Genomic DNA, 21,970 nt, shown 5'->3' with positions numbered 1-21,970 from the left:
CGTTTCCTCTAGTCTTAGAACAGGTCGGCGTCGAGTGCCATCAGGTTGGCGGAGCCCGAACGTGCCTGGCGGATCAGGGTTGCGGTTTCAGGCTGCAGGCGGGCGAAGTAGAAGCGCGCGGTAGCCAGCTTGGCCTTGTAGAAATTGTCGCCGCTGTCCTCTTTGGCCAGCGCGATCTTCGCCATCTGCGCGAAGAAATAGCTGTATACCATATGGCCGACAACACGCAGGTACGGTACGCAGGCGGCGCCGACTTCGTCCGGATTCTGGAAGGCTTTCATGCCGATTTCCATGGTCAGCTTGGTGACTTTGTCGCCCAGGTCGCCCAGCGGGGTGACGAATTCGCTCATCGCCTCGTCGGTGCCGTTGTCTTCGACAAACGCCTTGATCTTCTCGCCGAACTTGCGCAGCTTGGCGCCGTTGTCGCCCAGGATCTTACGACCCAGCAGGTCGAGCGACTGGATGGTGTTGGTGCCTTCGTAGATCAGGTTGATGCGGGCGTCGCGCACGTACTGCTCCATGCCCCATTCCGAGATGTAGCCGTGGCCGCCGAACACTTGCATCGCTTCCGAGGTGGCGATCCAGGCGTTGTCGGTGATGAAGGCCTTGACGATAGGCGTCAGCAGCGCGACCTCGTCGGCCGCTTCCTTGCGCACGTCGGCGTCCGGGTGGTGCAGTTCGCGGTCGATCTGCAGCGCCACGTACGAGGTGAAGGCGCGCGCGCCCTCGGCGTAGGCCTTGCCGGTCAGCAGCATGCGGCGCACGTCCGGGTGCACGATGATGCGGTCGGCCGGCAGTTCCGGATTCTTCACGCCCGACAGCGAACGCATCTGCGTGCGGTCCTTGGCGTAGATCAGCGCGTTCTGGTAAGCCACTTCGGTCAGGCCCAGCGACTGCATGCCGACGCCCAGGCGGGCCGCGTTCATGAACACGAACATGGCGTTGAGGCCCTTGTTCGGCTGGCCGATGATCCAGCCCTTGGCGCCGTCCAGGTTCATCTGGCAGGTCGAGTTGCCGTGGATGCCCATTTTTTCTTCGATGGCGCCGCAGGTGATCGGGTTGCGTTCGCCGACCGAGCCGTCTTCCTTCGGCAGGAACTTCGGCACCAGGAACAGCGAGATGCCTTTCGAGCCTTCCGGCGCGTCCGGCACGCGGGCCAGCACCAGGTGCAGGATGTTTTCAGCCATGTCGTGCTCGCCGGCCGAGATGAAGATCTTGTTGCCGGTGATCAGCCACGAGCCATCGGCCTGCGGCAGCGCCTTCGAACGCAGCATGCCCAGGTCGGTGCCGCAGTGCGGCTCGGTCAGGCACATGGTGCCGGTCCACTCGCCCGACACCAGCTTCGGCAGGTAGGTTTTCTTTTGGTCGTCGGTGCCGTGTTCCTTCAGGCACTCGTAGGCGCCGTGCGACAGGCCCGGGTACATGGTCCAGGCCTGGTTGGCCGAGTTCAGCATTTCGTAGAACGAGTTGTTCAGCAGCACCGGCAGGCCCTGGCCGCCGTATTCAGGATCGCACGCCAGCGCGGCCCAGCCGCCGTCGACGTATTGCTTGTACGCTTCCTTGAAGCCTTTCGGCGTCGTCACGGAGTGGGTCGCGGCGTCGTGCTTGCAGCCTTCGCGGTCGCCCGAATGGTTCAGCGGGAACAGCACTTCCGACGTGAACTTGCCACCTTCTTCCAGCACCTGGTTGATGATGTCGGCATCGATTTCGGCGTAGTCCGGCAGTGCCTTCAGTTCTTCTTGCACATTGAGCAGCTCGTGCAGCACGAATTGCATATCCCGGATTGGCGCGACGTATTGACCCATGTTTATTCTCCTGATGACTACTTAAATTAGTTTAAATGCGTTGGTTTTTAATGAGGGACTTCTGCATTACGGTAGGAAACGATCAAGCGTTCGAAGCCGACGCCGGCGCGCTCCAGGCTGCCCGGAATGCGCAGAAAACGCGCATCGTGGTGCAGGGCCAGGATCAGGCCGTACATCTCGTAGACCAGCTGCTGCGGATCGGTGTCCGCTTGCAGGTCGCCGCAGTCGATGGCCTGTTTCACGCAGCGCAGCAACGCGCCCTGCCAGGCGCCGACCATCGCCATCAACTCCTCGCGGATCGGACCCGGACGGTCGTCGTACTCCACGGCGCCGCTGATGTAGATGCAGCCCGAGGCCACTTCCACACTGACACGCTTGACCCAGCGCGCGAACATCGAGCGGAGACGCTGCAAACCGCGCGGTTCCTTAACGCTGGGGAAAAACACTTCCTGCTCAAAACGGTGGTGATACAGCTTCAGCACTTCCAACTGCAAATCTTCACGCGATCCGAAGTGCGCGAACACGCCGGATTTGCTCATGTTCATCTTATCTGCGAGCAATCCAATGGTCAGGCCTTCGAGGCCGTCCCGGCTGGCCAGGTCCAGCGCCACATCCAGGATCGCCGCGCGAGTCAGCTCGCCCTTGCGCATAAATTTAGTTGAGGTATTAATAACTTGCATCCCAAGGTGTAGTTACATGGAGAAAAGAACATTTTGCTCCACTTCGTTTACTCCGTGTGAAAAAATTGCGAACGCTCGTACTATTATCCACTGGGGGATAAAAGTCAAACAGTACCTTTAGAGGTGGGGGTCTATTGCTGCGACGCAGCAATTTGGCGGGGTTCGATTCGCATAGGAGTCACGTAGGGCGGATTAGCGCAGCGTAATCGGCCATGCATGCGCCGCCGACGGCTCATTGATGGCCGATTACGGCGTTCCGCCTAATCCGCCCTACGTGTCTCTAGAAATTTCCATGGGCGGTGGCCGCCGCGCGGTATTACGACAACTTGCCCATCTGCCGGCGGTCGCGCTTGGTGGGACGGCCTTTGAAATCGGCGCTGGGCTCGCGGAACATCTTGCGGTTCTCGGCCACGTTGGCGCGCCGCTCGACGCTTTCGTCGGTTTCTTCATACAAATTACGGGCGATCGGCGCGGCCTGCCGCACGTCCGACAGATTCATCACGTCGATCTCCCAGCGGTCGGAGCCGTTGTCGATGTCCAGCTTGTCGCCGATGCGCACGGTGCGCGCCGGCTTGACCTTGTCGCCGTTGACCTTGACCTTGCCCGCATCCACCGCGTCCGTGGCCAGCGAGCGCGTCTTGAAAAAGCGCGCCGCCCACAGCCATTTATCCAGTCTGACACTCTCGCTCAAGCGTATTTCCCCACGGAGAACAACCGCATCACGGTCCGGTAAAACACGAACGCGATCTCGTAACCGATGCGGCGGAAGCGGCCGACGTGCTCGAAGTCGGCATAGCTGATGACCACGCCGTCGGCGACGGCCGCCTCGATGTGCTGGCGCAGGTTCTGCGCGAAGGCCGCATCCTTGATGATCACGTTCGCTTCCTGATTCAAAAACAGGCTCAAGCCGTCGACATTGCTCGAACCCACGGTCGCCCAGTCGTCGTCGATGACGGCCACCTTGGCGTGCAACTGGGTTTTGTGATATTCCACCACTTTGACGCCGGCCGCAAGCAGCTTCGGATAGAACGAGTGCGCCACCGCGTCCTGCAGCCAGATCTCGCCCACGCCGATCAGCAACACCACCTCGACGCCGCGCTCGGCGGCGGCGGCCAGCGCGTGGCGGAACTTGCGCCCCGGCGCGAAATACGGATTGGCCAACAGCACGGTCTTGCGCGCGCGCCCCAGCGCCTGCAGGTAGGCGCGCTGTATGGTGCGGCGGTTACGCAGGTTGTCGCGCACCACGAAGCCGGCATGCACCATGTTGGCGGCGGCGGTCTTGTTGACCTTGCGCGCGTCGCGGTACAGGCTGATACGCTTCATCAGGCCCATCTTGCCCAGGCGTTGCCATTGCGTCTGCGCCTCCAGATGGATGGACGCCACCAGCGGCCCGCGCACCTGCACGGCGAAATCCCAGCGCGGCGCCGACAGGCTAATCGCATGGTTGTAGTCGCAGAACATGTCGTCGTTGATGTTGATGCCGCCGACCAGGGCGACCTCGCGGTCGACCACGCAGATCTTGCGGTGGGTGCGGGTGATGCCGCGCTTGAACCATGGATTAAAGATGCGGTGGTGGACGCCGGCGGCCTCGAGCTTCTCGTGCATGCAGTTGACCTTGCGGCGGCCCGTGCCCCACCAGTCGGTGATCATGCGCACGTCGACGCCGCGTTTGGCGGCGGCGGACAAGGCGTCCATGACTTTCTGGCCGGTCTCGTCATCGGCAAAGATGTAGGTCTCGAAATAGACTTCGTACTGGGCCGCGTTGATCGCGCCGATCAGCGCCGGGAAATACTCGGTGCCGGTGTACAGCAGCGTGACTTCGTTATCGGCCAGCAGTTTGACGGAGCCCATGGCGTCCCCTACCCCAGCGACAGCGACGCCACGATGGGCGCGTGGTCGGACAGCTTGGCCCACAGGCTGCCATGCATGACCTCGGCGGAGTCGACCTTGAAGCCGCGCACATAAATGCGGTCGAGCCGGAAGAACGGCAGCGCCGACGGGAAGGTGCGCGCCGGGTTGATGGTCGCCTTCAGGCTGGCCTTGCGGCGCAGGGTGCGCATGATGCCGTCCAGCGACGCGTTCGTGCCCAGCTCGTCGAACGCCTCGACCACGCCCAGCGCGTTGCGCAGCTCGCCGCTGAGGGTGTTGCGCCAGTCGTTGAAATCGCCGGCGATGATGACCGGTTCGCCGTCCGGCGCCGACTCGCGCACGGCCGATATCAACGCCTGCGTCTGCCGGCGGCGGCCCGCCTCGAACAGGCCCAGGTGGACGACGTAGCAATGCACCAGGCCGTGCTCGGTGTTGAGCACGCAGTGCAGGATGCCGCGCTGTTCGTAGGCGTGGTCGGAGACGTCGTGGTTGGCCATGTTGGCGATGGGGAAAGCGCTCAGCAAGGCGTTGCCGTGGTGGCCGTGGTCGTACACCGCGTTCATGCCGTAGGCGGCGTGCAGGTGGCGCGACTCGCCGGCGAAATATTCATGCTGCGCCGCAGCGGGCCAATGCTTCTGGCCCAGTTGTTCGGCGCCGTACTTGGCCGCCTTGAGGTCGTGCTTGCCTTGTACCTCTTGCAAAAAAACCACATCGGCATTGAACAGGCCGATCGCCTGTTTTAGCGCCAGCACACGCGGCTCGGCGCGGATGGAGGACACTCCCTTGTGAATATTGTAGGTGGCAACTCGGATTTTCATACAGAACATTCTAACCCCGAGTGCGCCTCCGCGTGTGTTCGCCTACGCACACAGCGATTCGAGCAAGAGGCGGTCAACCAAACTTGGTGTTAGATGTCGGTCGACGAATCGTGGTGTCGCCATGTCCCTTCAACAAATGCTCAACGCTGATATCTTCGTCGAGCGCTTCCCAGTGCAGACCTTGTCCACCACCGCTCAATACATAATCTTCGCGTTGTACCGGAGTGGCTTGAGAAAGTCGCGGAAAAAAGTTGAGCGGCACGCCCAACGTACGACCGTCGACTAGGTGCACCCACATATTATCCTGATCAAAAGACAGTTTTTTTGCACGCGCTTCAATCATCAAAATACTCCTTCCAGATATCGATGAAATAGTCTCGATGTTCAGCCACGAAACGCACGAGTTCACGCAAGGTCTTGGCGGGAATCCCAGAGGAGTGGGCGGCCATCACCTCCGGTTCGATCCAAATCTTGGCGAGGCCTCCTTGTCCTTGCACGTGGACGTGAACAGGCTCGCGGGGCAATCCTTCGTTCGAGAAAAAGAAGAACTTATACCCTTTGTAGCGCAAGATGGCAGGCATGGCAAGCGGCAGGTGGATAGCGATCCATGATACTAGAACGGGATCGCAGGCCTACGCTTGAGCCGACACAAAACCTCAATAGGTATCGGCTTCCGGAGATGATGGAGCTGCTGAAGAGAAGCCGCGCAACATCGCGCTGACGCTGAGATCCTCATCGAGCTGCGCCCAGTGCAGCGCGTCGCCGGCGCCGATGATTTCCCACTCGCCCAGCTGCGCGGAGGTGGCGCCCGCCAAGCGTGGATACCATGCCAACGGCGTGCTGATGCGCCGGCCGTCCATCAAGCCGATCACCAGTGAGTGGTCCTCGAACACCACGGTCTTGATACGCTCGTCAGGCGTCTTCGAAGTAGTCATTCCAAATCCTTAGAAAATCCAGCCGGTACTCGACGATGATGCGGGTGATCTCGCGCACTTCAAGCGGGCTGAAGCCCACGTTGCGCACCACCGTCGTGCTCTCGATCCAGAACTTGGAGGACTTGCGGTCCTTGTCCACATGCAGGTGCGGCGGCTCGCCCGTGACCTGGCTGTGAAAATAAAAACGATAACCTCTAAGCCGCAACAGCGTCGCCACAACATCCCCCGGAACTTGCTCCGAATTCCAAAGTATGCGCGGCACAGTCCGCCGCTATTTGATGCGGCACAATCTAGTTAAGTTGCTTCAGAAGCTGCTGGGGAAGTTGCAGAATCGCTTCCGCGTTGGAGAAAGAAAAACATTTATCGGCCGCTTCCAGGTGCGGCATCCACGCGTGGTTCAGATGCTCGCGCGGGCTGAGCGTGATGGCGATATCGCGCGGCACCTCGACGCTGAAGACGTGCTCGGTGTTTTCCGTCACGCCCGGCGCGTAGCGGTGGCGCCAGACCGGGTAGATCGTGTAGATGTTGGACAGGTGCCAATCGCGCAGCACGATGCGCTCGCCGTCGGCGACGATGCCGGTTTCCTCGAACAGTTCGCGCGCGGCCGTCTCCAGCAAGGGCTCGTCGACGGCGTCGAGCGAACCGGTCACCGATTGCCAGTAGCCGGGTTTGTCGGCGCGTTCGATCAACAGCACGTGCAGGTCGGCGGTGTGAATCACCACCAGCACGGATTCGGGTATCTTGTATGGCATAAGTTTCAGGCAAAAGAAAAGGCGCCACGCGTGAACGTTGGCGCCTTTTCATTATGCCAGACTAATTAACTGGCGACCTTCGGCTCGACGGCGCGCAGGCGGATATGCAGTTCCTTCAACTGCTTCTCGTCCACTTCCGACGGCGCCTGGGTCAGCAGATCCTGCGCGCGCTGGGTTTTCGGGAAGGCGATCACGTCGCGGATCGAATCGGACTTGGTCATCAAGGTCACGATACGGTCCAGGCCGAAGGCCAGGCCACCGTGCGGCGGCGCGCCGTATTGCAGCGCGTCGAGCAGGAAGCCGAACTTCAGGCGCGCTTCGTCGGCGTCGATCTTCAACGCGCGGAACACTTTCGACTGCACTTCCTCGCGGTGGATACGGATCGAACCGCCACCCAGTTCCCAACCGTTCAAGACCATGTCGTAGGCCTTGGCGATGCAGGCGCCCGGATTGGTTTCCAGCATGTCCTCGTGGCCGTCCTTCGGCGCGGTGAACGGATGGTGGGTCGCGGTCCAGCGGTCGTTTTCCTCGTCGTGTTCGAACATCGGGAAGTCCACCACCCACAGCGGCGACCAGACGTCGTCGAACAGGCCGGCGTTCTTGCCGAACTCGCTGTGGCCGATCTTCACGCGCAGCGCGCCGATGGCGTCGTTGACGGCCTTGGCCTTGTCGGCGCCGAAGAAGATCAGGTCGCCGTCTTCGGCGCCGGTCAGCTCGATCACTTTGGCCAGGGCGGCGTCGTGCAGGTTCTTGACGATCGGCGATTGCAGGCCGTCGCGGCCCTTGGCCTTCTCGTTGACCTTGATGTACGCCAGGCCGCGCGCGCCGTAGATGGCGACGAACTGGGTGTAGGCATCGATTTCCGAACGCGGCATCTCGGCGCCCTTCGGCACGCGCAGGCCGACCACGCGGCCGTTAGGCATGTTGGCCGCGCCCGAGAAGACCTTGAAGTCGACGTCCTTCATCACGTCGGTCAGGTCGGTGAACGCCAGCTTGACGCGCATGTCCGGCTTGTCCGAACCGTACTTGCCCATCGCTTCCGAGAAGTCCATGACCGGGAACGGGTTCGGCAGGTCGACGTCCATGGTGTTCTTGAAGACGATGCGGATCATTTCCTCGAACAGGTCGCGGATTTCCTGTTCGGTCAGGAACGAGGTTTCGCAGTCGATCTGGGTGAATTCAGGCTGGCGGTCGGCGCGCAGGTCTTCGTCGCGGAAGCACTTGGTGATCTGGTAGTAACGGTCGAAGTTGGCCACCATCAGCAATTGCTTGAACAGCTGCGGCGACTGCGGCAGCGCGAAGAAGCTGCCGGCGTTGACGCGCGACGGCACCAGGTAGTCGCGCGCGCCTTCCGGGGTCGACTTGGTCAGCATCGGCGTTTCGATATCGATGAAGCCCAGGTTGTCCAGGTACTTGCGCACTTCCATCGTCACCTTGTAGCGCAGGCGCAGGTTGTTCTGCATTTGCGGACGGCGCAGGTCCAGCACGCGGTGGGTCAGGCGGGTGGTTTCGGACAGGTTGTCGTCGTCCAGCTGGAACGGCACGGCAACGGAAGGGTTCAGCACTTCCAGCTGCGAGCACACGACTTCGATCTTGCCCGACTTCAGGTTGGTGTTGACGGTGCCGGCCAGACGGTCCTTGACCACGCCGGTCACGCGCAGGCAGAACTCGTTACGCACGGCTTCGGCGGCCTTGAAGACTTCGGCCTGTTCCGGATTGCAAACGATCTGCACCAGGCCTTCGCGGTCGCGCAGGTCGATGAAGATCACGCCGCCGTGGTCGCGGCGACGATGTACCCAGCCGCACAGGCTGACAGTTTGGCCAAGCAGCGCTTCAGTGGTGAGGCCGCAGTAGTGAGTACGCATTGAGGACATGTTATTTCTCGGTTCAGGTTAGATTGCTCGTGAATTCGGTGTGATTGTTTTTACTTGCTGACGACTTCGATGGCTTGGGGCACACTTTCCGGCGCCACCACGCCCATCGAGACGATGTACTTCAGGGCCGCGTCGACCGTCATGTCGAGTTCGACCACATCCTTGCGCGCCAGCATCAGGAAAAAGCCAGACGTCGGATTCGGCGTGGTCGGCACGTAGACGCTGACGTAGTCGCCGACCAGATGGTTCTTGACGTCGCCGCCGGGCGTGCCGGTCAGGAAGGCGATGGTGTACGAGTTCTGGTGCGGATACGGAATCAGCACGGCTTTGCGGAAGGCGTTGCCGGACGACGAGAACAGGGTGTCCGACACTTGCTTGACGCTCGAATAGAGCGAGTTCACCAGCGGAATGCGCTTGAGCAGCTTTTCCCACATGCGCACCACGTAGTTGCCGACCAGGTTGTTGGTCAGCAAGCCGGTCAGGAACACGATCACGATCGTCAGCAGGGTGCCCAGGCCGGGGATGTCGAAGCCGATCAGCGTATGCGGCTGCCAGCGCTCCGGCACGAACAGCAGCGACTGGTCCATCGTGTTGATGACCAGGCTCAGCACCCAGGCGGTAATCGCCAGCGGCACCAGGATCAGCAAACCGGTAATGAAATATTTACGCATCGAAGACTCTTATATGGGTGCTCATGTGGGTGGAATGACGGACGGCAGCGACCGGGCCGCTGCCGTCGTTCAGGCCGTTCCCGTGCCGCTCGCCGGCTTGGCGGGCGTGCTGGCAGCCGCGTCCGCCTTGGGCGCGTCGGCCTTGGCCGCGCCGTCCACCGGACCGGTGGATACGCCCGTCGCCGGCGGCGTGCCGCCACGGAAATCGGTCGCGTACCAGCCGGTACCCTTCAGCTGGAAGCCAGCGGCGGTCAATTGTTTCTTAAACGACTCCTTGCCGCACGACAGGCAAACAGTCAGCTGCGGGTCGGAAATCTTCTGCAAGACATCCTTGGCAAAACCACATGCCTCGCAGCGGTAAGCGTAGATCGGCATCTATTACTCCGCAAAAATCATCAAAACCCTGAATTATAAAGCTTTTTACTTGCCGCCAGACTGTTTCCTGTCGCCAACGACCAGAACGGGAGTGACCAGCCCTTCTAAAACACGTAGGGCGGATTAGGCGGAACGCCGTAATCCGCCATTTATGGGCCGCTGGCGACGCATGCATGGCGGATTACGCTGCGCTAATCCGCCCTACGTGTATCCGAGGCATTTTTAGTCGTGCGGCCGCCGGCGCCAGATCATCCAGCGTTCCTTGCCTTCGAAGACAGGGATGGAATCGCTGACCGCCTCGTCGGCGATGCATTCAAAATCTTGCCGTAACAATGCATCCAGCTGCTCGCGGGCGATGCCGAACGGCGGCCCCTTGGGTGCATCATCAAAGAAGAAGTAGCCGGCCAGCAGCGCTCCCGCAGGCAACAGCTCCGCCCAGCGCGCCGCCACCTTGGGCCACATCGCGCGCGGCATGGCGCACAGGAAGGCTCGTTCATAAATCAGTTGCAGCGGCCGCGCCGGCTGCCAGGCGAAGAAGTCCGCCTCGACCACGCGATCCGCGTACCCGCCAGCGGCAAGCTTGCCGGCTTGCACCGCCTGCGGCGAAAAATCGATCGCCGTCGCATCCCACCCCGTCCCGGCCAAAAACGCCAGCTCGTAGGCCGAGCCGCAGCCGGGTATCAAGGTCACCATCGGCGCGTTGGCGGCGACAAAGTCGCGCAGCGCCAACGGCACGCCGCCCCGGTCCCACGGCGTGAAGCTGCGCGCGAAGCGTTCATCCCAGAACGCCGGCGACATCGGATCGCGCTGCTGGAAGTCGGCCATGATCAGAGCAGGTGGTGCCAGCGCAAATACAACTGGAAGCCGGCCACGCCCAGCCCGAACGCGCCGGCGAAATAGATCACCAGGCTGAGCAGGCGGTTGGTGCGCTGCTGTTCGTGGATCAACACCTTGATCAACTCGCCGTTGTCGGCCGGCTTCTCACCCTGCTGCTCCAGTGCCCGGTACACCAGGCGCGGCAGCTGTGGCAGGATTTGCGTGTAGCGCGGCGCCTCGTCTTTCAAACGCTGCAACAGGCCCTGCCAGCCCACCTGCTCGGCCATCCAGTTTTCCAGGTACGGCTTGGCGGTCTTCCACAAGTCCAGGTCGGGATCGAGCTGGCGACCCAGGCCTTCGATGTTGAGCAAGGTCTTTTGCAGCAGCACCAGTTGCGGCTGCACTTCCACATTGAAGCGGCGCGAAGTCTGGAACAGCCGCAGCAGGATCTGACCGAAGGAAATATCCTTCAGCGGCCGGTCGAAGATCGGCTCGCAACAGGCGCGCACGGCCGATTCGAGCTCGTCGACGCGGGTTTCCTTCGGCGCCCAGCCCGATTCGATGTGCGCTTCGGCCACGCGCTTGTAGTCGCGGCGGAAGAAGGCCAGGAAGTTCTGCGACAGGTAATCCTTGTCGTAGTCGTTGAGCGTGCCGACGATGCCGAAGTCGAGCGCGATGTAACGGCCCAAGGTTTCCGGCTCGATCGACACCAGGATATTCCCCGGGTGCATATCGGCGTGGAAAAAGCCGTCACGGAACACTTGCGTGAAGAAAATCTCGACGCCGTCGCTGGACAGTTTTTTCAGGTCCACGCCGGCCGCTTCGAGCTTGTCGATCTGCGACACCGGCAGGCCGTGCATGCGCTCCATGACGATCACGCTGTTGGAACAATAGTCCCAGTACATCTCCGGCACCATCAGCAGCCTGGAGTCGGCGAAGTTGCGGCGCAGCTGGCTGGCGTTGGCCGCCTCGCGCATCAGGTCCAATTCGTCGTGCAGGTATTTGTCGAACTCGGCGACGACTTCCTTCGGCTTCAGGCGCTTGCTGTCGGCCCACACGCGGCCGACCCACTCGGCGGCGATGTGCATCAGCGCGACGTCCTCGTCGATGGATTTCTTCATGCCCGGACGCAGCACCTTGACCGCGACCTGCTTGCCGTCCTTCAAGGTGGCAAAGTGCACCTGCGCGATCGACGCCGACGCCACCGGGGTGCGCTCGAACGAGGCGAACAGCTGGTCCGGGTGGGCGCCCAGCGATTTGCGGATCTGCGCGATGGCCAGGTCGGAATCGAACGGCGGCACCCGGTCCTGCAGGCGCGACAGCTCGACCACCAGATCGGCCGGTATCAGGTCGCTGCGGGTCGACAGCACCTGGCCGAACTTGACGAAGATCGGCCCCAGGTCCTCCAGCGCCATGCGCAGGCGCACGCCGCGCGGGGCGGAGATGTCGCGCCAAAAAATGACCGTGTCGATGAGTTTGGCGGTGCGCGGCACTTTGAGGCCGGAGATGGCGATTTCGTCGAGACCATAACGAATGGCGACCCGCAGGATCTTCAGCAGGCGTAAAAATTTCAAAATCATTGGGTTCCCAGTTTCTGTTCCAGTTTGGCCAGGCGCTTGGCGGCCCGTTCCACGTCATCGCGCAGGCGCACCACATCGGCCGAAAATTCCTCCACCGCCTGCGGGCGTACCAGCACCTGTTTTTCATCGAGCAGGAACTCGGCGACGTTTTCGGCCAGCTTCTGGTGGCCCGTCTTGACCGCCTCGAAGGCGGCCTTGGCGCCCGACACCATGCGCACCGCCGCCACCGGGCCGACAATTTTTTCCAGGTCCGCCTCCGCTTCCCAGCGCAGCGACGTGCTCAGGCTGGAGATGGCGTTGGCGAAATCGGCGTCGCCCTCGATGCGCACGTACGAAAACGCGCGCTCACGGTTTTGCGCGATCAGCGGCAGATCCGACAATTTGACCTTGATGGTAACCCGGGCAGGCTCGTCCGCCGGTGCGGGTTCGAACATACCGTCGGCCGTCACGCGCAGGCGTAGCGCGACGGTGCCGGCGTCGATGCAGGCGACCTTGCCGGCGTGGCGCCGCAACTGCTCGCGCGCCCACGGCTCCTGCGCCAGCAGATGGTTGACGGCCGCGCTGGCCGGCGCGGCGGCGGATAACAGGGCGGATAAGTGACTGAAATTCGGTGGGGTCATCGGTAGGTCGTCGCTCAAACAAGTTCTTTACGCCGGAAAAACAAAACCGCCCGGAAAGCGGGCGGTCTTGATCTTACCAGTTCGCCGGGATTTCCCGGTGATTACGCCAACTGTTGAATACCAGCAAGCAACCAGCCCGAAGCGCCGGATACGGGCTTGGTCAGGTTCCACACCTCGTTGAACGGCTCGGCCAGCGCGTCCGGCGCGGGCTTGATCATGCCGGTGAACTTGACGCTGGCTAGGTACTCGGTCTCGGTGGTCTCGATGCCCAGCAGCTCGGCGTCGATGCTGACGACGTCGGTGTAGTCCTTCTGTGCGCCACGCTCGTTGATCTGCATTTTCATCTCAGCAAACACTTCAGGCGTGGTGAACTCGCGGATGTCGGCCGTGTCGCCCTTGTCCCAGGCCGCTTGCAGGCGGATGAAGTTGCTCTTGGCAACGCGCAGGAACGATACGGCGTCGAAATCGCCCGGCACGCCCCAAGGGGTGTGCGGCACCGGCGCGGCTTGCGCCGGCTGGTATTGCTGTTCAGGCAGGCGCGAACCGATTTCCGGCGTGCCGCCGCCCGATTGCGGAGCGTAGGCCTTGTTGTAACCGCTGTCGTTGTTGTAGGCGTTGTTGCTGCCGTTGAAGTTACCGCCGAAATTGCCACCTGCCGGCGCCACGGTCGGCTGCGACTTGCGGCGGAACATGCGGAAGATGAAGTACGCGGCGCCGGCCAGCAACGCCAGCATCAGCATCGTGCTCAGAATGCTGGCCATCGCGCCGCCGATACCCAGGTGCGAGAACAGGGCGCCCAGGCCCAGGCCCAGCAGCGCGCCGCCGAGGATACCTTTCCACATGCCGGGGCGCTTGGCCGGCATGGCGTTCGCGTTTTGTGCGTTTGGCGCCGGCGCGGGGGCGGCCTGGCGCGGCGCCGGCGTCGGCGCGGCGGCCGGCGGCATGCGGTTGACGTTTTGCGACTGGCGGCCGATCGAACGGTTGCCGCCGGCGGGACGCGCGGTCGCCTCGGCCAGCATCGTGAAGGCGGACAGCGCGACAACCGCGCTGATCATCAGTTTTTTCATGTTCATGGTCATTCCTACAGTATTTACAGTTTGATACCAGTGTGTAAAGCGGCCACACCTGCCGTCAAGTTGTAATACGTTACCCGCTCCAGACCCGCCTCTTCCATCATGGTTTTGAGCGTGTCCTGGTCCGGGTGCATGCGAATCGACTCGGCCAGATAGCGATAGCTCTCGGCGTCGCCGGCGATCTTCTGGCCCATCCAGGGCAGCACCTTGAACGAATAAATATCGTAAGGCTTCTGCAGCGGCGTCGCCACTTTCGAGAACTCCAGCACCAGCAACTTGCCGCCTGGCTTCAATACGCGGCGCATTTCCGCCAGCGCCTGATCCTTGTGGGTCATGTTGCGCAGCCCGAAAGCGACGCTGACGCGGTCGAAATAGTTGTCCGGGAAGGGCAATTTTTCCGCGTCACACAGTAAGGTGGGGGTCAACAGGCCGCGATTCAAGAGGCGGTCGCGGCCAACGCGCAACATCGACTCGTTGATGTCGGTCAGCCAGACCTCGCCGGTCGGGCCGGCCTGCTTGGCAAACACCTTGGCCAGATCGCCCGTGCCGCCGGCGATGTCGAGGCACTTGAAACCGGGGCGCACGGCCGCGTGGGCGATGGTGAACGTCTTCCACAGACGATGCAGGCCACCCGACATGACGTCGTTCATGACGTCGTACTTGGCGGCGACGGAATGGAAAACCTTGGCAACTTCGCGGACTTTGTCGTCTTCCGCGACGGTTTTGTAACCGAAATGGGTGGTATTTGTCATGGTGGCAGGCCTGTTAGTTTGCCTGCATTATACAAGCGCGCAGGTATTTTTCCCTCCCGCGCGCCCTTGGACGCCTATTGTGCCGATTGTGCGGGCAGGTGACGCCACTCCAGCCCGAGCGCGGTGCGCTTGCGGAAGCCCTTCCACAGGCCCGGATCGGGCTTGATGGTGCCGTCGGCGGCCAGCGGCGGTAGTTCCAGATACGGTTGCAACGGCTGCGCCTTGAGGTGGATGCCGAGGAAGGCCGTCACGAAATGCTGGTTGATGTTGTTGATGCGGCGGCTGTCCCACACCGGCTCGGCATAGGACATGAAGTCGTCAAAGCTGGACCACATCGCCGGCGACGGCGGGTTCGGCGCCGAGTTGTGGCGGCCGCCCTGGTAGGTCAACAGGTAGCGGTCGGCATTGACGGCGCCTTCGAAGATGCGCACCACGCCATCCTTGTAGCCGGCCACGTCGTCCTGGTCGCCGGTGATGAACAAGGTCGGCGTGCGCACGCCGGCCAGTCCCTCGGCGTCCCACACCTTGTGCGCGCCGCCCCATGGCGCGAACGCCACCACCGCCTTGATGCGGGCGTCGCGGCGCGATTCGTAGTCCGCGTTGCCGTGCTGGTTCACGGCCAGCTTGCCGCCAGGGACGTATGCGGCGGCGGCCGCGCTCACGCCCGCGCCGACGGTGTTCAACGCGCCATAGGCGCCCATCGAATAGCCGATCAAGGCGGTGTTGCCGGCGTCGGCCACGCCGGCGAGGAAGTTGCCGCTGCCCGGCTTGGCCCAGGCCGCGACGCTGTCGAGCACGAACAGGTCGTCCAGGCGGCGGTTCAGCAGGGTGCTGGCGAAGCCGGCCTTGTCCGCGCGCGTCGATTCGGGATGGTCGATCGCCACGACGACGTAGCCCTTCGACGCCAGGTTCTCGGTCAGGTAACTCATTTGCAGGCGCGAGCCTGGATAGCCGTGCGAGACGATCACCAGCGGATGGCGGCCGGTCGCAGGCGCCGCGTCGCGCGCCGCGCGGCCGTTGAACTGGAATGGCGTGTTGGGGCGGGCGGGATCGTTGGGGCCGGAACCGAGAACGTCGGTGTAAACCGTATGTTCCTTTTGTCCCGCCGCGAGGGTGGCCGGATACCAGACTTCCAGCGTGAGCTTGCGGGTGTAGCGGGGGTTTTGATACGCTTCGCTGTAACGCAGCACGTCTGGTTGGTCCGCGTGCTCGGCGACCAGCGTGCGCACGCCGACCGGCAGCAACCCGCGCGCGGCAAGTTCGGGCGCGTCGGGACGGAGGTCGCCGAAGTACTCTTGCGCGTGCAATGGCGCGATCAACGCCGATACGGCCAACGCCGCGATCAATATCCTGCCAGCCACCTTCATGCTCACATCCTATTCTAAACAAAGCTTAACCACGGAGACACGTAGGGCGGACTAGCGAAGCGTAATCCGCCAATGCTTGCGTTTCGACGGCGCATGCATTGGCGGATTACGGCGTTCCGCCTAATCCGCCCTGCGTGTTACCAGAATTATCCGAGGCACTCAGCCCCAGATGCTCCCGCAACGTCGTGCCTTTGTACTCGGTGCGGAACAAGCCGCGCCGCTGCAATTCCGGCACCACCAGCGACAGGAAATCATCCAACCCGCCCGGCAGCGCCGGCGCCATGAAATTGAAGCCGTCCGCCGCCTCCTGCTCGAACCACGCCTGCATCTGATCGGCCACCACCTGCGCCGTGCCGACAACAGTAAAGTGTCCGCGCCCGCCGGCGATGCGCTCGTACAGCTGGCGTATCGTCAAATTCTCGCCCTGCGCCAGATCGGTCAACAACTGCTGGCGGCTGCGCTGGCCATCCTGCGTCTGCGGCAGGTCCGGCAACGGGCCGTCCAGCGGATAGCCCGACAAATCGAAGTTGCCGATCATGCGGCCCAGCAGCGCCAGCCCAGCCTTCGGCTCGATCAAGCGCTGCAACTCGCCGAACTTGTCGTCCGCCTCGCCCTGCGAACTCCCCACCACGGCGAACAAACCGGGCATGACCTTCAACGACTCCGGCGAACGGCCATGCGCCACCACCCGCCGCTTCATGTCGCGGTAAAAATCCTGGGCCTTCGCCAGCGACGGCTGCGCCGTGAACACCACCTCCGCCGTGGCGGCGGCCAGATCGCGCCCCGCCTCCGAACCGCCGGCCTGCACCACCACCGGCCGCCCCTGCGGGCTGCGCGACACGTTCAGCGGCCCGGCGACGGCGAAATGCGGGCCGCGATGATTCAGCTTGCGCAGCCTGGCGGGATCGATCAACCGGCCGCCATCCTTGTCGTTAATAAGCGCGCCATCTTCCCAACTATCCCACAATCCCGTGACAACCTGATGAAATTCGCGCGCCCGTTCATAACGCGCCGCGTGCGCCACATGCTGGTCGCGGCCGAAATTGGCCGCCTCCGCCGCGTTATCGGACGTGACCAGGTTCCAGCCCGCCCTGCCCTCCGATATTTGATCGAGCGACGCGAACTGGCGCGCCACCGTGTACGGTTCGTTGTAGGTGGTGGTGGCGGTGCCGACCAAACCGATCTTTTCGGTCGACGCGGCCAGCGCGGACAACAACGTCAACGGTTCAAGAGCCGGCACGCCGCCGGTCAGCGCCAGGCTGTCGGCGAAGAAGACCGCATCCAGGCAGGCCCGCTCCGCGCTTTGCACCTGCTGCCGAAATACCTTGAACGGATTCGACTCCAGGTCCGTCTGCGGATGCCGCCACGCGGCCACGTGGTGGCCGTGCCGCATCATGAAGGCGGCGATGCTAAGTTGGCGCGTCATCAAAATTCCTTACGCGCGGTAATGCCGAAATAGCGTTCGTCGTCGCGTGGCACGGCGCGCGTGACGTAGCCGGTCGAGGTGACCAGATTGGTGGCGTAGGACTTGTTGGCCAGGTTCTTGCCCACCAGCGCGATGCGCCAACCGCCCGGCGTCGACGACAAGGCGACGCCGGCGTTGACGACACCATACGCGCCCTGGATCGCATCCGGCGACTGGAACAGGTCGAACTGCGTCTTCGCCTGATACGAATAGTCGGCCGAGAAGTCGACGATCAAACCGTTTTGCAGCGGCAGTGCGTAGTTGGCGCGGGTGAACGACTTCCACTTCGGCGAGAACGGCAATGGCCGGCCATTCAGGTTGCACGAGGCGGTGGCCGCCGGCGGGCAGTTGAAGCTGTCGATACTCGCATCGGTGTAGGCCAGCGACGCGGACAACGTCAGCTGGCGGGTGGGACGCGCGTTGATATCCAGCTCGACGCCCTTGGTCGACACGTCGCCCGCGTTGATCAGTCGCGTGATGACCGTGCCGGCGACGGTGTCGAAGAAGTTGGCCTGATAGTTGGAGTATTTGGTGTTGAACACGGCGACATTGGCCGTCAGGCGCCGGTCGAAGGCGCTGGCCTTCAATCCCAGCTCGAACGAATCGGAGGTCTCAGGTTTGAGCGCCAGGGTGTCGCGGCCAAGCATGTTGAAGAAGACGTTATAGGCCGGTCCCTTGTAGCCGCGCGAGTACGTCGCGTAAGCGTTCACGTCGCGCGACAACTGGTACTGCAGGCCGACTCGCCCGGAGTAGCCGTCTTCGCTGGTCGAGCCGCTATTGCTAACGCCTGGCTGCACGCCTGGGAAGGCGGCGGTCGAAGTCGAGGCGCGGACATGGTCGTAGGACAGTTCATCCTTGGTCCAGCGGGCGCCAGCGATGGCGCGCCATTCCGGTGTCAGATTAAGCGTGCTTTCACCGAACAACGAGTAGCTGTCGTTCTCGACGCCATAGTCGGCGCGGCCGGAATTGGGCGCCGTGGTGGTGGCGACGATGCGCTGATAGGTTTCGCGGTCCTTGCCGTGCAGGTAAAAGGCGCCGACGACGTATTCGAGGAACTGGTCCTTGGGCGAAGCAAGCCGCAGCTCCTGCGACACCTGGCGGAAATCGACGGTGCCTATGTCGCGCGTGGCTGGATACGCGGCGCTGATGCGCGCCGCCTCCGCCGCGTTGCCGATGGCCGAGGTGCTGGTGTACTGCTCGTTCGCCCAGTCGCGCACCGCCGTGATCGATGTCAGCGTGTAGCCGCCGTTGCGCCAATCCACCTGCGCCGACAGTCCCTTGTTGGTGTCGCGGATATCGCTTGGAATGTCGGTGTTGATGCTGCGATTCTCGGTCGACGCGACCACCGGCGCGATCGCCTGCGAGAACGGCGCGCTGGTGGATTTATAGGCGACGAAGGATGGCGAGGCGTTCGAGCGTAGGTAGTCGGCGATCAGGCTCACGTCCAGATCCTTGTTCGGCGTGATGTCGACGCGGGCGCGCACGCCTTTGCGGTCGTAGCCATTGACCTTGCCGCCGCCGGCGTGGATGTTGTCGACATTACCGTCGTAGTCCGCGTACAGCGCGGTGACGGCGGCGGTGACCACGCCCGGCTGGATCGTGCCGGACAGGCCGGCGCGCGCGCGTTTCTCGTTGCCCTCGTACCAGGAGGCGTCGACAAAGCCGCTGGTCTGTTCCGACGGTTTTCGGCCGATCACATTCAGTACGCCGGACGACGCGTTCTTGCCGAACAGCGTGCCTTGCGGGCCGCGCAGAATCTCGATGTGTTCAATGTCCAGCAAATCCAGCGTGGCTTGGCCCGGACGCGCGTACACCACGCCGTCGATCACCGTCGAGACAGTCGGTTCCACGCCGGGAGAGGTCGAGATGGTACCGATACCGCGCACGAAGATCGTCGAGTCCTTATTGCCGCCCTGCTGGCGGAACGTCACGCTCGGAACCTCCTGCACGATGGTGTCGATGCTGGTGCGGTTGGCCTGCGCCAGGTCGTCGCCGTTAAGCACCGACACGGCCACCGGCACCGATTGCAGCGAAGCGTTGCGGCGCGTCGCGCTAACCGTAACGCTGGGAACGGCCGCGCTGTCGGCGCGGTCCAGAATGGACGCGCTGGCTGCGTCCGCCGCATCCACATCACCGGCCCACGCCGAGCTGACAAGCAAAGCGCCCAACGTCAGCGCACCGATTTTTTTACTGTTGTTCTTCATTGCCGATCCCTTGATTTGAAAGCGCCCTTTGCGCCATATGCGGAAAATCCACTTTCATCATCGAAGAACCAACTTAGTTCCCCGCCTGACGTTTGCTAGACTTTGAATGGTACCGATACCCTTTTTTTAGTGTCGGCGCGGGCCGATTTGAAGTCAAAGAATTAAAAAACTCATCGATATGTCTTTTCTAAATATGCGCGAACCAAGCAAATGAGCGAACCGGAAAGCACACGCAAACGCCGTGGCTCCGGCCGCGCCACCATCCACGACGTGGCGCGGCTGGCGGAAGTCGGCTCGATCACAGTGTCGCGCTACTTCACAGAGCCGGGCCGTGTCGCGGCCACGCGCAGCGCGCGCATCGCCGCCGCCGTCAAGCAGTTGGGCTATGTGCCGAACCTGATGGCGGGTAGCCTGGCGTCGTCGCACAGCCGCATCATCGGCATGGTGATCCCCAACATCTCCGGGCCGATCTTCGCCAGCACCATCCAAAGCTTCAGCGACACGCTGAGCCGCCATGGCTACCAGCTGCTGCTGGCGTCGAGCTATTTCTCCGCCAAGCAGGAGGAGAGCGCGGTGCGCGCCTTCCTCGGTTGGAAGCCGGCGGCGCTGGTGGTGACGGGACGCTTTCACAACCGCGCCACGGAGAAGCTGATCGCCGGCGCCGGCATTCCGGTGGTCGAGACCTGGGACTACGAGCCGCGCCGCAAGCCGATACAGGTCGGCTATTCGAACACCGCCGTCGGCGAGCAGGCGGCGCGCTATTTGTATGGCAAAGGCTATCGCCGCATCGCCTTCGTGCAAAACAGCCTGGCGGGCGACTTAAGCGCGGTGGACCGCAGCGACGGCTACGCGGCGGTGCTGCGCGAGCATGGGCTGCAACCGAACATCTATGTGCCGACGGCGGAGGCGCCGTTCGACGCCGGCAAACAGGCGATCGAGGCGCTCGCCCTGAAGCCTGCACGGCGCGGCGGCCAGCGCGCCGAGGCGATCATCTTCGCCAACGACAATCTGGCGGCGGGCGCCTTGCTGGCGGGCCAGCGCGCGGGGCTGGAGATACCGAAACAATGCGCCATCGTCGGCTTTGGCGACTATCCGTTCTCGCCGCTGCTGCTTCCCAGTCTGACCACCATCCGGCCGCCGGGCCGCGAGATCGGCGAGATCGCCGCGCTGCGCATCCTGGAGCAGTTGGGCGTGCTGCCTGCTTCCGGGCAGGACTCGCGCCTCAACCTGCTGGCCTGCGAACTTATCGAGCGCGAAAGCGCATAAAGGAAACCATGAAAAACATCGTCGCCGGCTTGCTGCTGGCCCTCCCCCTGCTGGCGCACGGCGCGCCGGCCATCACCATCGGCTTCCAGAAAAGCAGCGGGCTGCTGGGTATCTTGAAGAACCAGGGCACGCTGGAGAAGGCCTTCGCCGGGCAGCAGATCAAGTGGATCGAATTCCCGGCCGGCCCGCAGATGCTGGAGGCGCTCAACGCCGGCAGCATCGATTTCGGCAGCACAGGCGCGCCGCCGCCGGTGTTCGGCCAGGCGGCCGGCATCGACCTGCTGTACGTCGCGGCGGAGCCGGCGCCGGTCAACAGCGAGGCGATCTTCGTGCCCAAGGATTCGACCGCGCGCTCGGTGGCGGATTTGAAGGGTAAGAAGGTGGCGTTCCAGAAGGGATCGGGCTCGCACTTCCTGCTGGCGTCTGCGTTGCAGAAGGCGGGTTTGAAGCTGAGCGACATCAAGCCGGTGTACCTGTCGCCATCGGATGCGCGGGCGGCCTTTGTCAGCGGCGGCATCGATGCGTGGGTGGTATGGGACCCGTATTTCGCGTCGGCGCAGAAATCGTATCAGGTGCGGGTGCTGAGCGATTACACCGGCCTGCCGCAGGCGAATGGCTTCTATCTGGCGTCGCGCAAGTTCGCGGCGCAGTCGCCGAAGGTGTTGTCGGCGCTATTGGAACAGGTGGCGCTGACCGGCCAGTGGGCCAACGCGCATACGAAGGAAGTGAGCGCGATGCTGGCGCCGCAAATGGGACTGCCGGTGGATATCGTGGAGACCTGGCAGCGCCGCACGCGATACGGCGCGGTACCGGTCAGCGCCGCCATCGCCGCCAACCAGCAGCGCGTGGCCGACGTGTTCTATCAACAGAAATTGATACCGAAGGCGATCAATGTGGGAGGAAGCATTTGGACATGGCAGCCGGCCAGCGCCAGATGAAATCCAGCGGAGACACGTAGGGCGGATTAGGCGGAACGCCGTAATCCGCCATCTTTGAGCCGCCGACGGAGCATGCATTGGCGGATTACGCTTCGCTAATCCGCCCTACG

23 protein-coding genes are annotated in these 21,970 nt (G+C 62.8%); 2 read left to right on the top strand and 21 right to left on the bottom strand.

The genetic code is table 11. The features are described 5' to 3' along the window. Positions 1 to 14: 14 nt before the first annotated feature. The 21 genes from AC07P1_RS25875 to AC07P1_RS25775 all read right to left on the bottom strand — a co-directional run bounded on the left by AC07P1_RS25875 (position 15) and on the right by AC07P1_RS25775 (position 19,656). On the bottom strand, positions 15 to 1,805 hold the full coding sequence (locus tag AC07P1_RS25875) for an acyl-CoA dehydrogenase C-terminal domain-containing protein (protein WP_494698530.1): 1,791 nt from the start codon (positions 1,803 to 1,805) through the stop codon (positions 15 to 17). Between the two features lie 47 nt (positions 1,806 to 1,852). Next, complete coding sequence (locus tag AC07P1_RS25870; protein ID WP_494698529.1) at positions 1,853 to 2,455, bottom strand: TetR/AcrR family transcriptional regulator; 603 nt, start codon at positions 2,453 to 2,455, stop codon at positions 1,853 to 1,855. 346 nt (positions 2,456 to 2,801) lie between these two features. Further along, on the bottom strand, positions 2,802 to 3,176 hold the full coding sequence (locus AC07P1_RS25865; protein ID WP_494698528.1) for an RNA-binding S4 domain-containing protein: 375 nt from the start codon (positions 3,174 to 3,176) through the stop codon (positions 2,802 to 2,804). Further along, positions 3,173 to 4,336, bottom strand: a complete 1,164-nt coding sequence (gene clsB, locus AC07P1_RS25860) for a cardiolipin synthase ClsB (RefSeq protein ID WP_494698527.1) — start codon at positions 4,334 to 4,336, stop codon at positions 3,173 to 3,175. The genes AC07P1_RS25865 and clsB overlap by 4 nt, the downstream gene beginning before the upstream one ends. A gap of 8 nt (positions 4,337 to 4,344) precedes the next feature. Further along, complete coding sequence (locus AC07P1_RS25855; protein WP_494698526.1) at positions 4,345 to 5,172, bottom strand: endonuclease/exonuclease/phosphatase family protein; 828 nt, start codon at positions 5,170 to 5,172, stop codon at positions 4,345 to 4,347. Positions 5,173 to 5,245: 73 nt separating this feature from the next. Continuing rightward, positions 5,246 to 5,515, bottom strand: a complete 270-nt coding sequence (locus AC07P1_RS25850; RefSeq protein WP_363510427.1) for a DUF2442 domain-containing protein — start codon at positions 5,513 to 5,515, stop codon at positions 5,246 to 5,248. Next, the gene (locus AC07P1_RS25845) at positions 5,508 to 5,753 is read right to left on the bottom strand and encodes a DUF4160 domain-containing protein (RefSeq protein ID WP_494698525.1); all 246 of its coding nucleotides are present in this window, start codon (positions 5,751 to 5,753) and stop codon (positions 5,508 to 5,510) included. Before AC07P1_RS25845 ends, AC07P1_RS25850 begins: the two co-directional genes overlap by 8 nt. Before the next feature lie 75 nt (positions 5,754 to 5,828). Beyond that, positions 5,829 to 6,107, bottom strand: a complete 279-nt coding sequence (locus tag AC07P1_RS25840) for a DUF2442 domain-containing protein (protein ID WP_494698524.1) — start codon at positions 6,105 to 6,107, stop codon at positions 5,829 to 5,831. After that, positions 6,085 to 6,324 carry a DUF4160 domain-containing protein gene (locus AC07P1_RS25835; protein ID WP_494698523.1) on the bottom strand — a complete coding sequence of 80 codons (240 nt, stop codon included), beginning with the start codon at positions 6,322 to 6,324 and terminating at the stop codon, positions 6,085 to 6,087. The genes AC07P1_RS25840 and AC07P1_RS25835 overlap by 23 nt, the downstream gene beginning before the upstream one ends. 73 nt (positions 6,325 to 6,397) lie before the next feature. Beyond that, entirely contained in the window at positions 6,398 to 6,859 is a 462-nt protein-coding gene (gene nudB / locus AC07P1_RS25830; RefSeq protein WP_494698522.1) for a dihydroneopterin triphosphate diphosphatase, read from the bottom strand. A 65-nt stretch (positions 6,860 to 6,924) separates the two neighbouring features. Beyond that, positions 6,925 to 8,724, bottom strand: a complete 1,800-nt coding sequence (gene aspS, locus AC07P1_RS25825) for an aspartate--tRNA ligase (RefSeq protein WP_494698722.1) — start codon at positions 8,722 to 8,724, stop codon at positions 6,925 to 6,927. Positions 8,725 to 8,783: 59 nt separating this feature from the next. Further along, the gene (locus AC07P1_RS25820) at positions 8,784 to 9,404 is read right to left on the bottom strand and encodes a DUF502 domain-containing protein (RefSeq protein ID WP_494698521.1); all 621 of its coding nucleotides are present in this window, start codon (positions 9,402 to 9,404) and stop codon (positions 8,784 to 8,786) included. A 69-nt stretch (positions 9,405 to 9,473) separates the two neighbouring features. Beyond that, the gene (locus tag AC07P1_RS25815; RefSeq protein WP_315215700.1) at positions 9,474 to 9,779 is read right to left on the bottom strand and encodes an FmdB family zinc ribbon protein; all 306 of its coding nucleotides are present in this window, start codon (positions 9,777 to 9,779) and stop codon (positions 9,474 to 9,476) included. 222 nt (positions 9,780 to 10,001) lie between these two features. Continuing rightward, positions 10,002 to 10,604 carry a class I SAM-dependent methyltransferase gene (locus tag AC07P1_RS25810; protein ID WP_494698520.1) on the bottom strand — a complete coding sequence of 201 codons (603 nt, stop codon included), beginning with the start codon at positions 10,602 to 10,604 and terminating at the stop codon, positions 10,002 to 10,004. Between the two features lie 2 nt (positions 10,605 to 10,606). Beyond that, positions 10,607 to 12,175, bottom strand: a complete 1,569-nt coding sequence (gene ubiB, locus AC07P1_RS25805; RefSeq protein WP_494698519.1) for a ubiquinone biosynthesis regulatory protein kinase UbiB — start codon at positions 12,173 to 12,175, stop codon at positions 10,607 to 10,609. Then, on the bottom strand, positions 12,172 to 12,795 hold the full coding sequence (locus AC07P1_RS25800) for a ubiquinone biosynthesis accessory factor UbiJ (protein WP_494698518.1): 624 nt from the start codon (positions 12,793 to 12,795) through the stop codon (positions 12,172 to 12,174). The genes ubiB and AC07P1_RS25800 overlap by 4 nt, the downstream gene beginning before the upstream one ends. Before the next feature lie 101 nt (positions 12,796 to 12,896). Then, on the bottom strand, positions 12,897 to 13,868 hold the full coding sequence (locus AC07P1_RS25795) for a Tim44 domain-containing protein (RefSeq protein WP_494698517.1): 972 nt from the start codon (positions 13,866 to 13,868) through the stop codon (positions 12,897 to 12,899). A 17-nt stretch (positions 13,869 to 13,885) separates the two neighbouring features. Continuing rightward, a complete protein-coding gene (ubiE, locus tag AC07P1_RS25790) occupies positions 13,886 to 14,620 on the bottom strand; it encodes a bifunctional demethylmenaquinone methyltransferase/2-methoxy-6-polyprenyl-1,4-benzoquinol methylase UbiE (RefSeq protein ID WP_494698516.1) in 735 nt (244 codons plus the stop codon). A 74-nt stretch (positions 14,621 to 14,694) separates the two neighbouring features. Beyond that, positions 14,695 to 15,987, bottom strand: coding sequence for an alpha/beta hydrolase family protein (locus AC07P1_RS25785; protein WP_494698515.1), 1,293 nt, complete (start codon positions 15,985 to 15,987; stop codon positions 14,695 to 14,697). A 106-nt stretch (positions 15,988 to 16,093) separates the two neighbouring features. Further along, a complete protein-coding gene (locus tag AC07P1_RS25780; RefSeq protein ID WP_494698514.1) occupies positions 16,094 to 17,413 on the bottom strand; it encodes an LLM class flavin-dependent oxidoreductase in 1,320 nt (439 codons plus the stop codon). Next, complete coding sequence (locus AC07P1_RS25775) at positions 17,413 to 19,656, bottom strand: TonB-dependent receptor (RefSeq protein WP_494698513.1); 2,244 nt, start codon at positions 19,654 to 19,656, stop codon at positions 17,413 to 17,415. The genes AC07P1_RS25780 and AC07P1_RS25775 overlap by 1 nt, the downstream gene beginning before the upstream one ends. 210 nt (positions 19,657 to 19,866) lie before the next feature. On the opposite strand from AC07P1_RS25775, the gene AC07P1_RS25770 reads away from it, so the two are divergent. After that, a complete protein-coding gene (locus AC07P1_RS25770) occupies positions 19,867 to 20,922 on the top strand; it encodes a LacI family DNA-binding transcriptional regulator (protein ID WP_494698512.1) in 1,056 nt (351 codons plus the stop codon). Between the two features lie 8 nt (positions 20,923 to 20,930). Beyond that, positions 20,931 to 21,860, top strand: coding sequence for a sulfonate ABC transporter substrate-binding protein (locus AC07P1_RS25765; RefSeq protein WP_494698511.1), 930 nt, complete (start codon positions 20,931 to 20,933; stop codon positions 21,858 to 21,860). Positions 21,861 to 21,970 lie beyond the last annotated feature (110 nt).

The sequence above is a fragment of the Duganella sp. GW821-FHT07F09 genome, assembly GCF_059418705.1.
Note: the sequence above shows the minus strand (reverse complement) of the source record. Positions and strands in the feature narration are given on the sequence as shown.

Excerpts from the sequence above, each read along its gene's own strand:
- AC07P1_RS25875 (WP_494698530.1), bottom strand. The coding sequence starts at position 1,805 with ATGGGTCAATACGTCGCGCCAATCCGGGATATGCAATTCGTGCTGCAC.
- AC07P1_RS25870 (WP_494698529.1), bottom strand. The coding sequence starts at position 2,455 with ATGCGCAAGGGCGAGCTGACTCGCGCGGCGATCCTGGATGTGGCGCTG.
- clsB (WP_494698527.1), bottom strand. The coding sequence starts at position 4,336 with ATGGGCTCCGTCAAACTGCTGGCCGATAACGAAGTCACGCTGCTGTAC.
- AC07P1_RS25855 (WP_494698526.1), bottom strand. The coding sequence starts at position 5,172 with ATGAAAATCCGAGTTGCCACCTACAATATTCACAAGGGAGTGTCCTCC.
- AC07P1_RS25850 (WP_363510427.1), bottom strand. The coding sequence starts at position 5,515 with ATGATTGAAGCGCGTGCAAAAAAACTGTCTTTTGATCAGGATAATATG.
- AC07P1_RS25845 (WP_494698525.1), bottom strand. The coding sequence starts at position 5,753 with ATGCCTGCCATCTTGCGCTACAAAGGGTATAAGTTCTTCTTTTTCTCG.
- AC07P1_RS25840 (WP_494698524.1), bottom strand. The coding sequence starts at position 6,107 with ATGACTACTTCGAAGACGCCTGACGAGCGTATCAAGACCGTGGTGTTC.
- nudB (WP_494698522.1), bottom strand. The coding sequence starts at position 6,859 with ATGCCATACAAGATACCCGAATCCGTGCTGGTGGTGATTCACACCGCC.
- aspS (WP_494698722.1), bottom strand. The coding sequence starts at position 8,724 with ATGCGTACTCACTACTGCGGCCTCACCACTGAAGCGCTGCTTGGCCAA.
- AC07P1_RS25820 (WP_494698521.1), bottom strand. The coding sequence starts at position 9,404 with ATGCGTAAATATTTCATTACCGGTTTGCTGATCCTGGTGCCGCTGGCG.
- AC07P1_RS25815 (WP_315215700.1), bottom strand. The coding sequence starts at position 9,779 with ATGCCGATCTACGCTTACCGCTGCGAGGCATGTGGTTTTGCCAAGGAT.
- AC07P1_RS25810 (WP_494698520.1), bottom strand. The coding sequence starts at position 10,604 with ATGGCCGACTTCCAGCAGCGCGATCCGATGTCGCCGGCGTTCTGGGAT.
- ubiB (WP_494698519.1), bottom strand. The coding sequence starts at position 12,175 with ATGATTTTGAAATTTTTACGCCTGCTGAAGATCCTGCGGGTCGCCATT.
- AC07P1_RS25800 (WP_494698518.1), bottom strand. The coding sequence starts at position 12,795 with ATGACCCCACCGAATTTCAGTCACTTATCCGCCCTGTTATCCGCCGCC.
- AC07P1_RS25795 (WP_494698517.1), bottom strand. The coding sequence starts at position 13,868 with ATGAACATGAAAAAACTGATGATCAGCGCGGTTGTCGCGCTGTCCGCC.
- ubiE (WP_494698516.1), bottom strand. The coding sequence starts at position 14,620 with ATGACAAATACCACCCATTTCGGTTACAAAACCGTCGCGGAAGACGAC.
- AC07P1_RS25785 (WP_494698515.1), bottom strand. The coding sequence starts at position 15,987 with ATGAAGGTGGCTGGCAGGATATTGATCGCGGCGTTGGCCGTATCGGCG.
- AC07P1_RS25780 (WP_494698514.1), bottom strand. The coding sequence starts at position 17,413 with ATGACGCGCCAACTTAGCATCGCCGCCTTCATGATGCGGCACGGCCAC.
- AC07P1_RS25775 (WP_494698513.1), bottom strand. The coding sequence starts at position 19,656 with ATGAAGAACAACAGTAAAAAAATCGGTGCGCTGACGTTGGGCGCTTTG.
- AC07P1_RS25770 (WP_494698512.1), top strand. The coding sequence starts at position 19,867 with ATGAGCGAACCGGAAAGCACACGCAAACGCCGTGGCTCCGGCCGCGCC.
- AC07P1_RS25765 (WP_494698511.1), top strand. The coding sequence starts at position 20,931 with ATGAAAAACATCGTCGCCGGCTTGCTGCTGGCCCTCCCCCTGCTGGCG.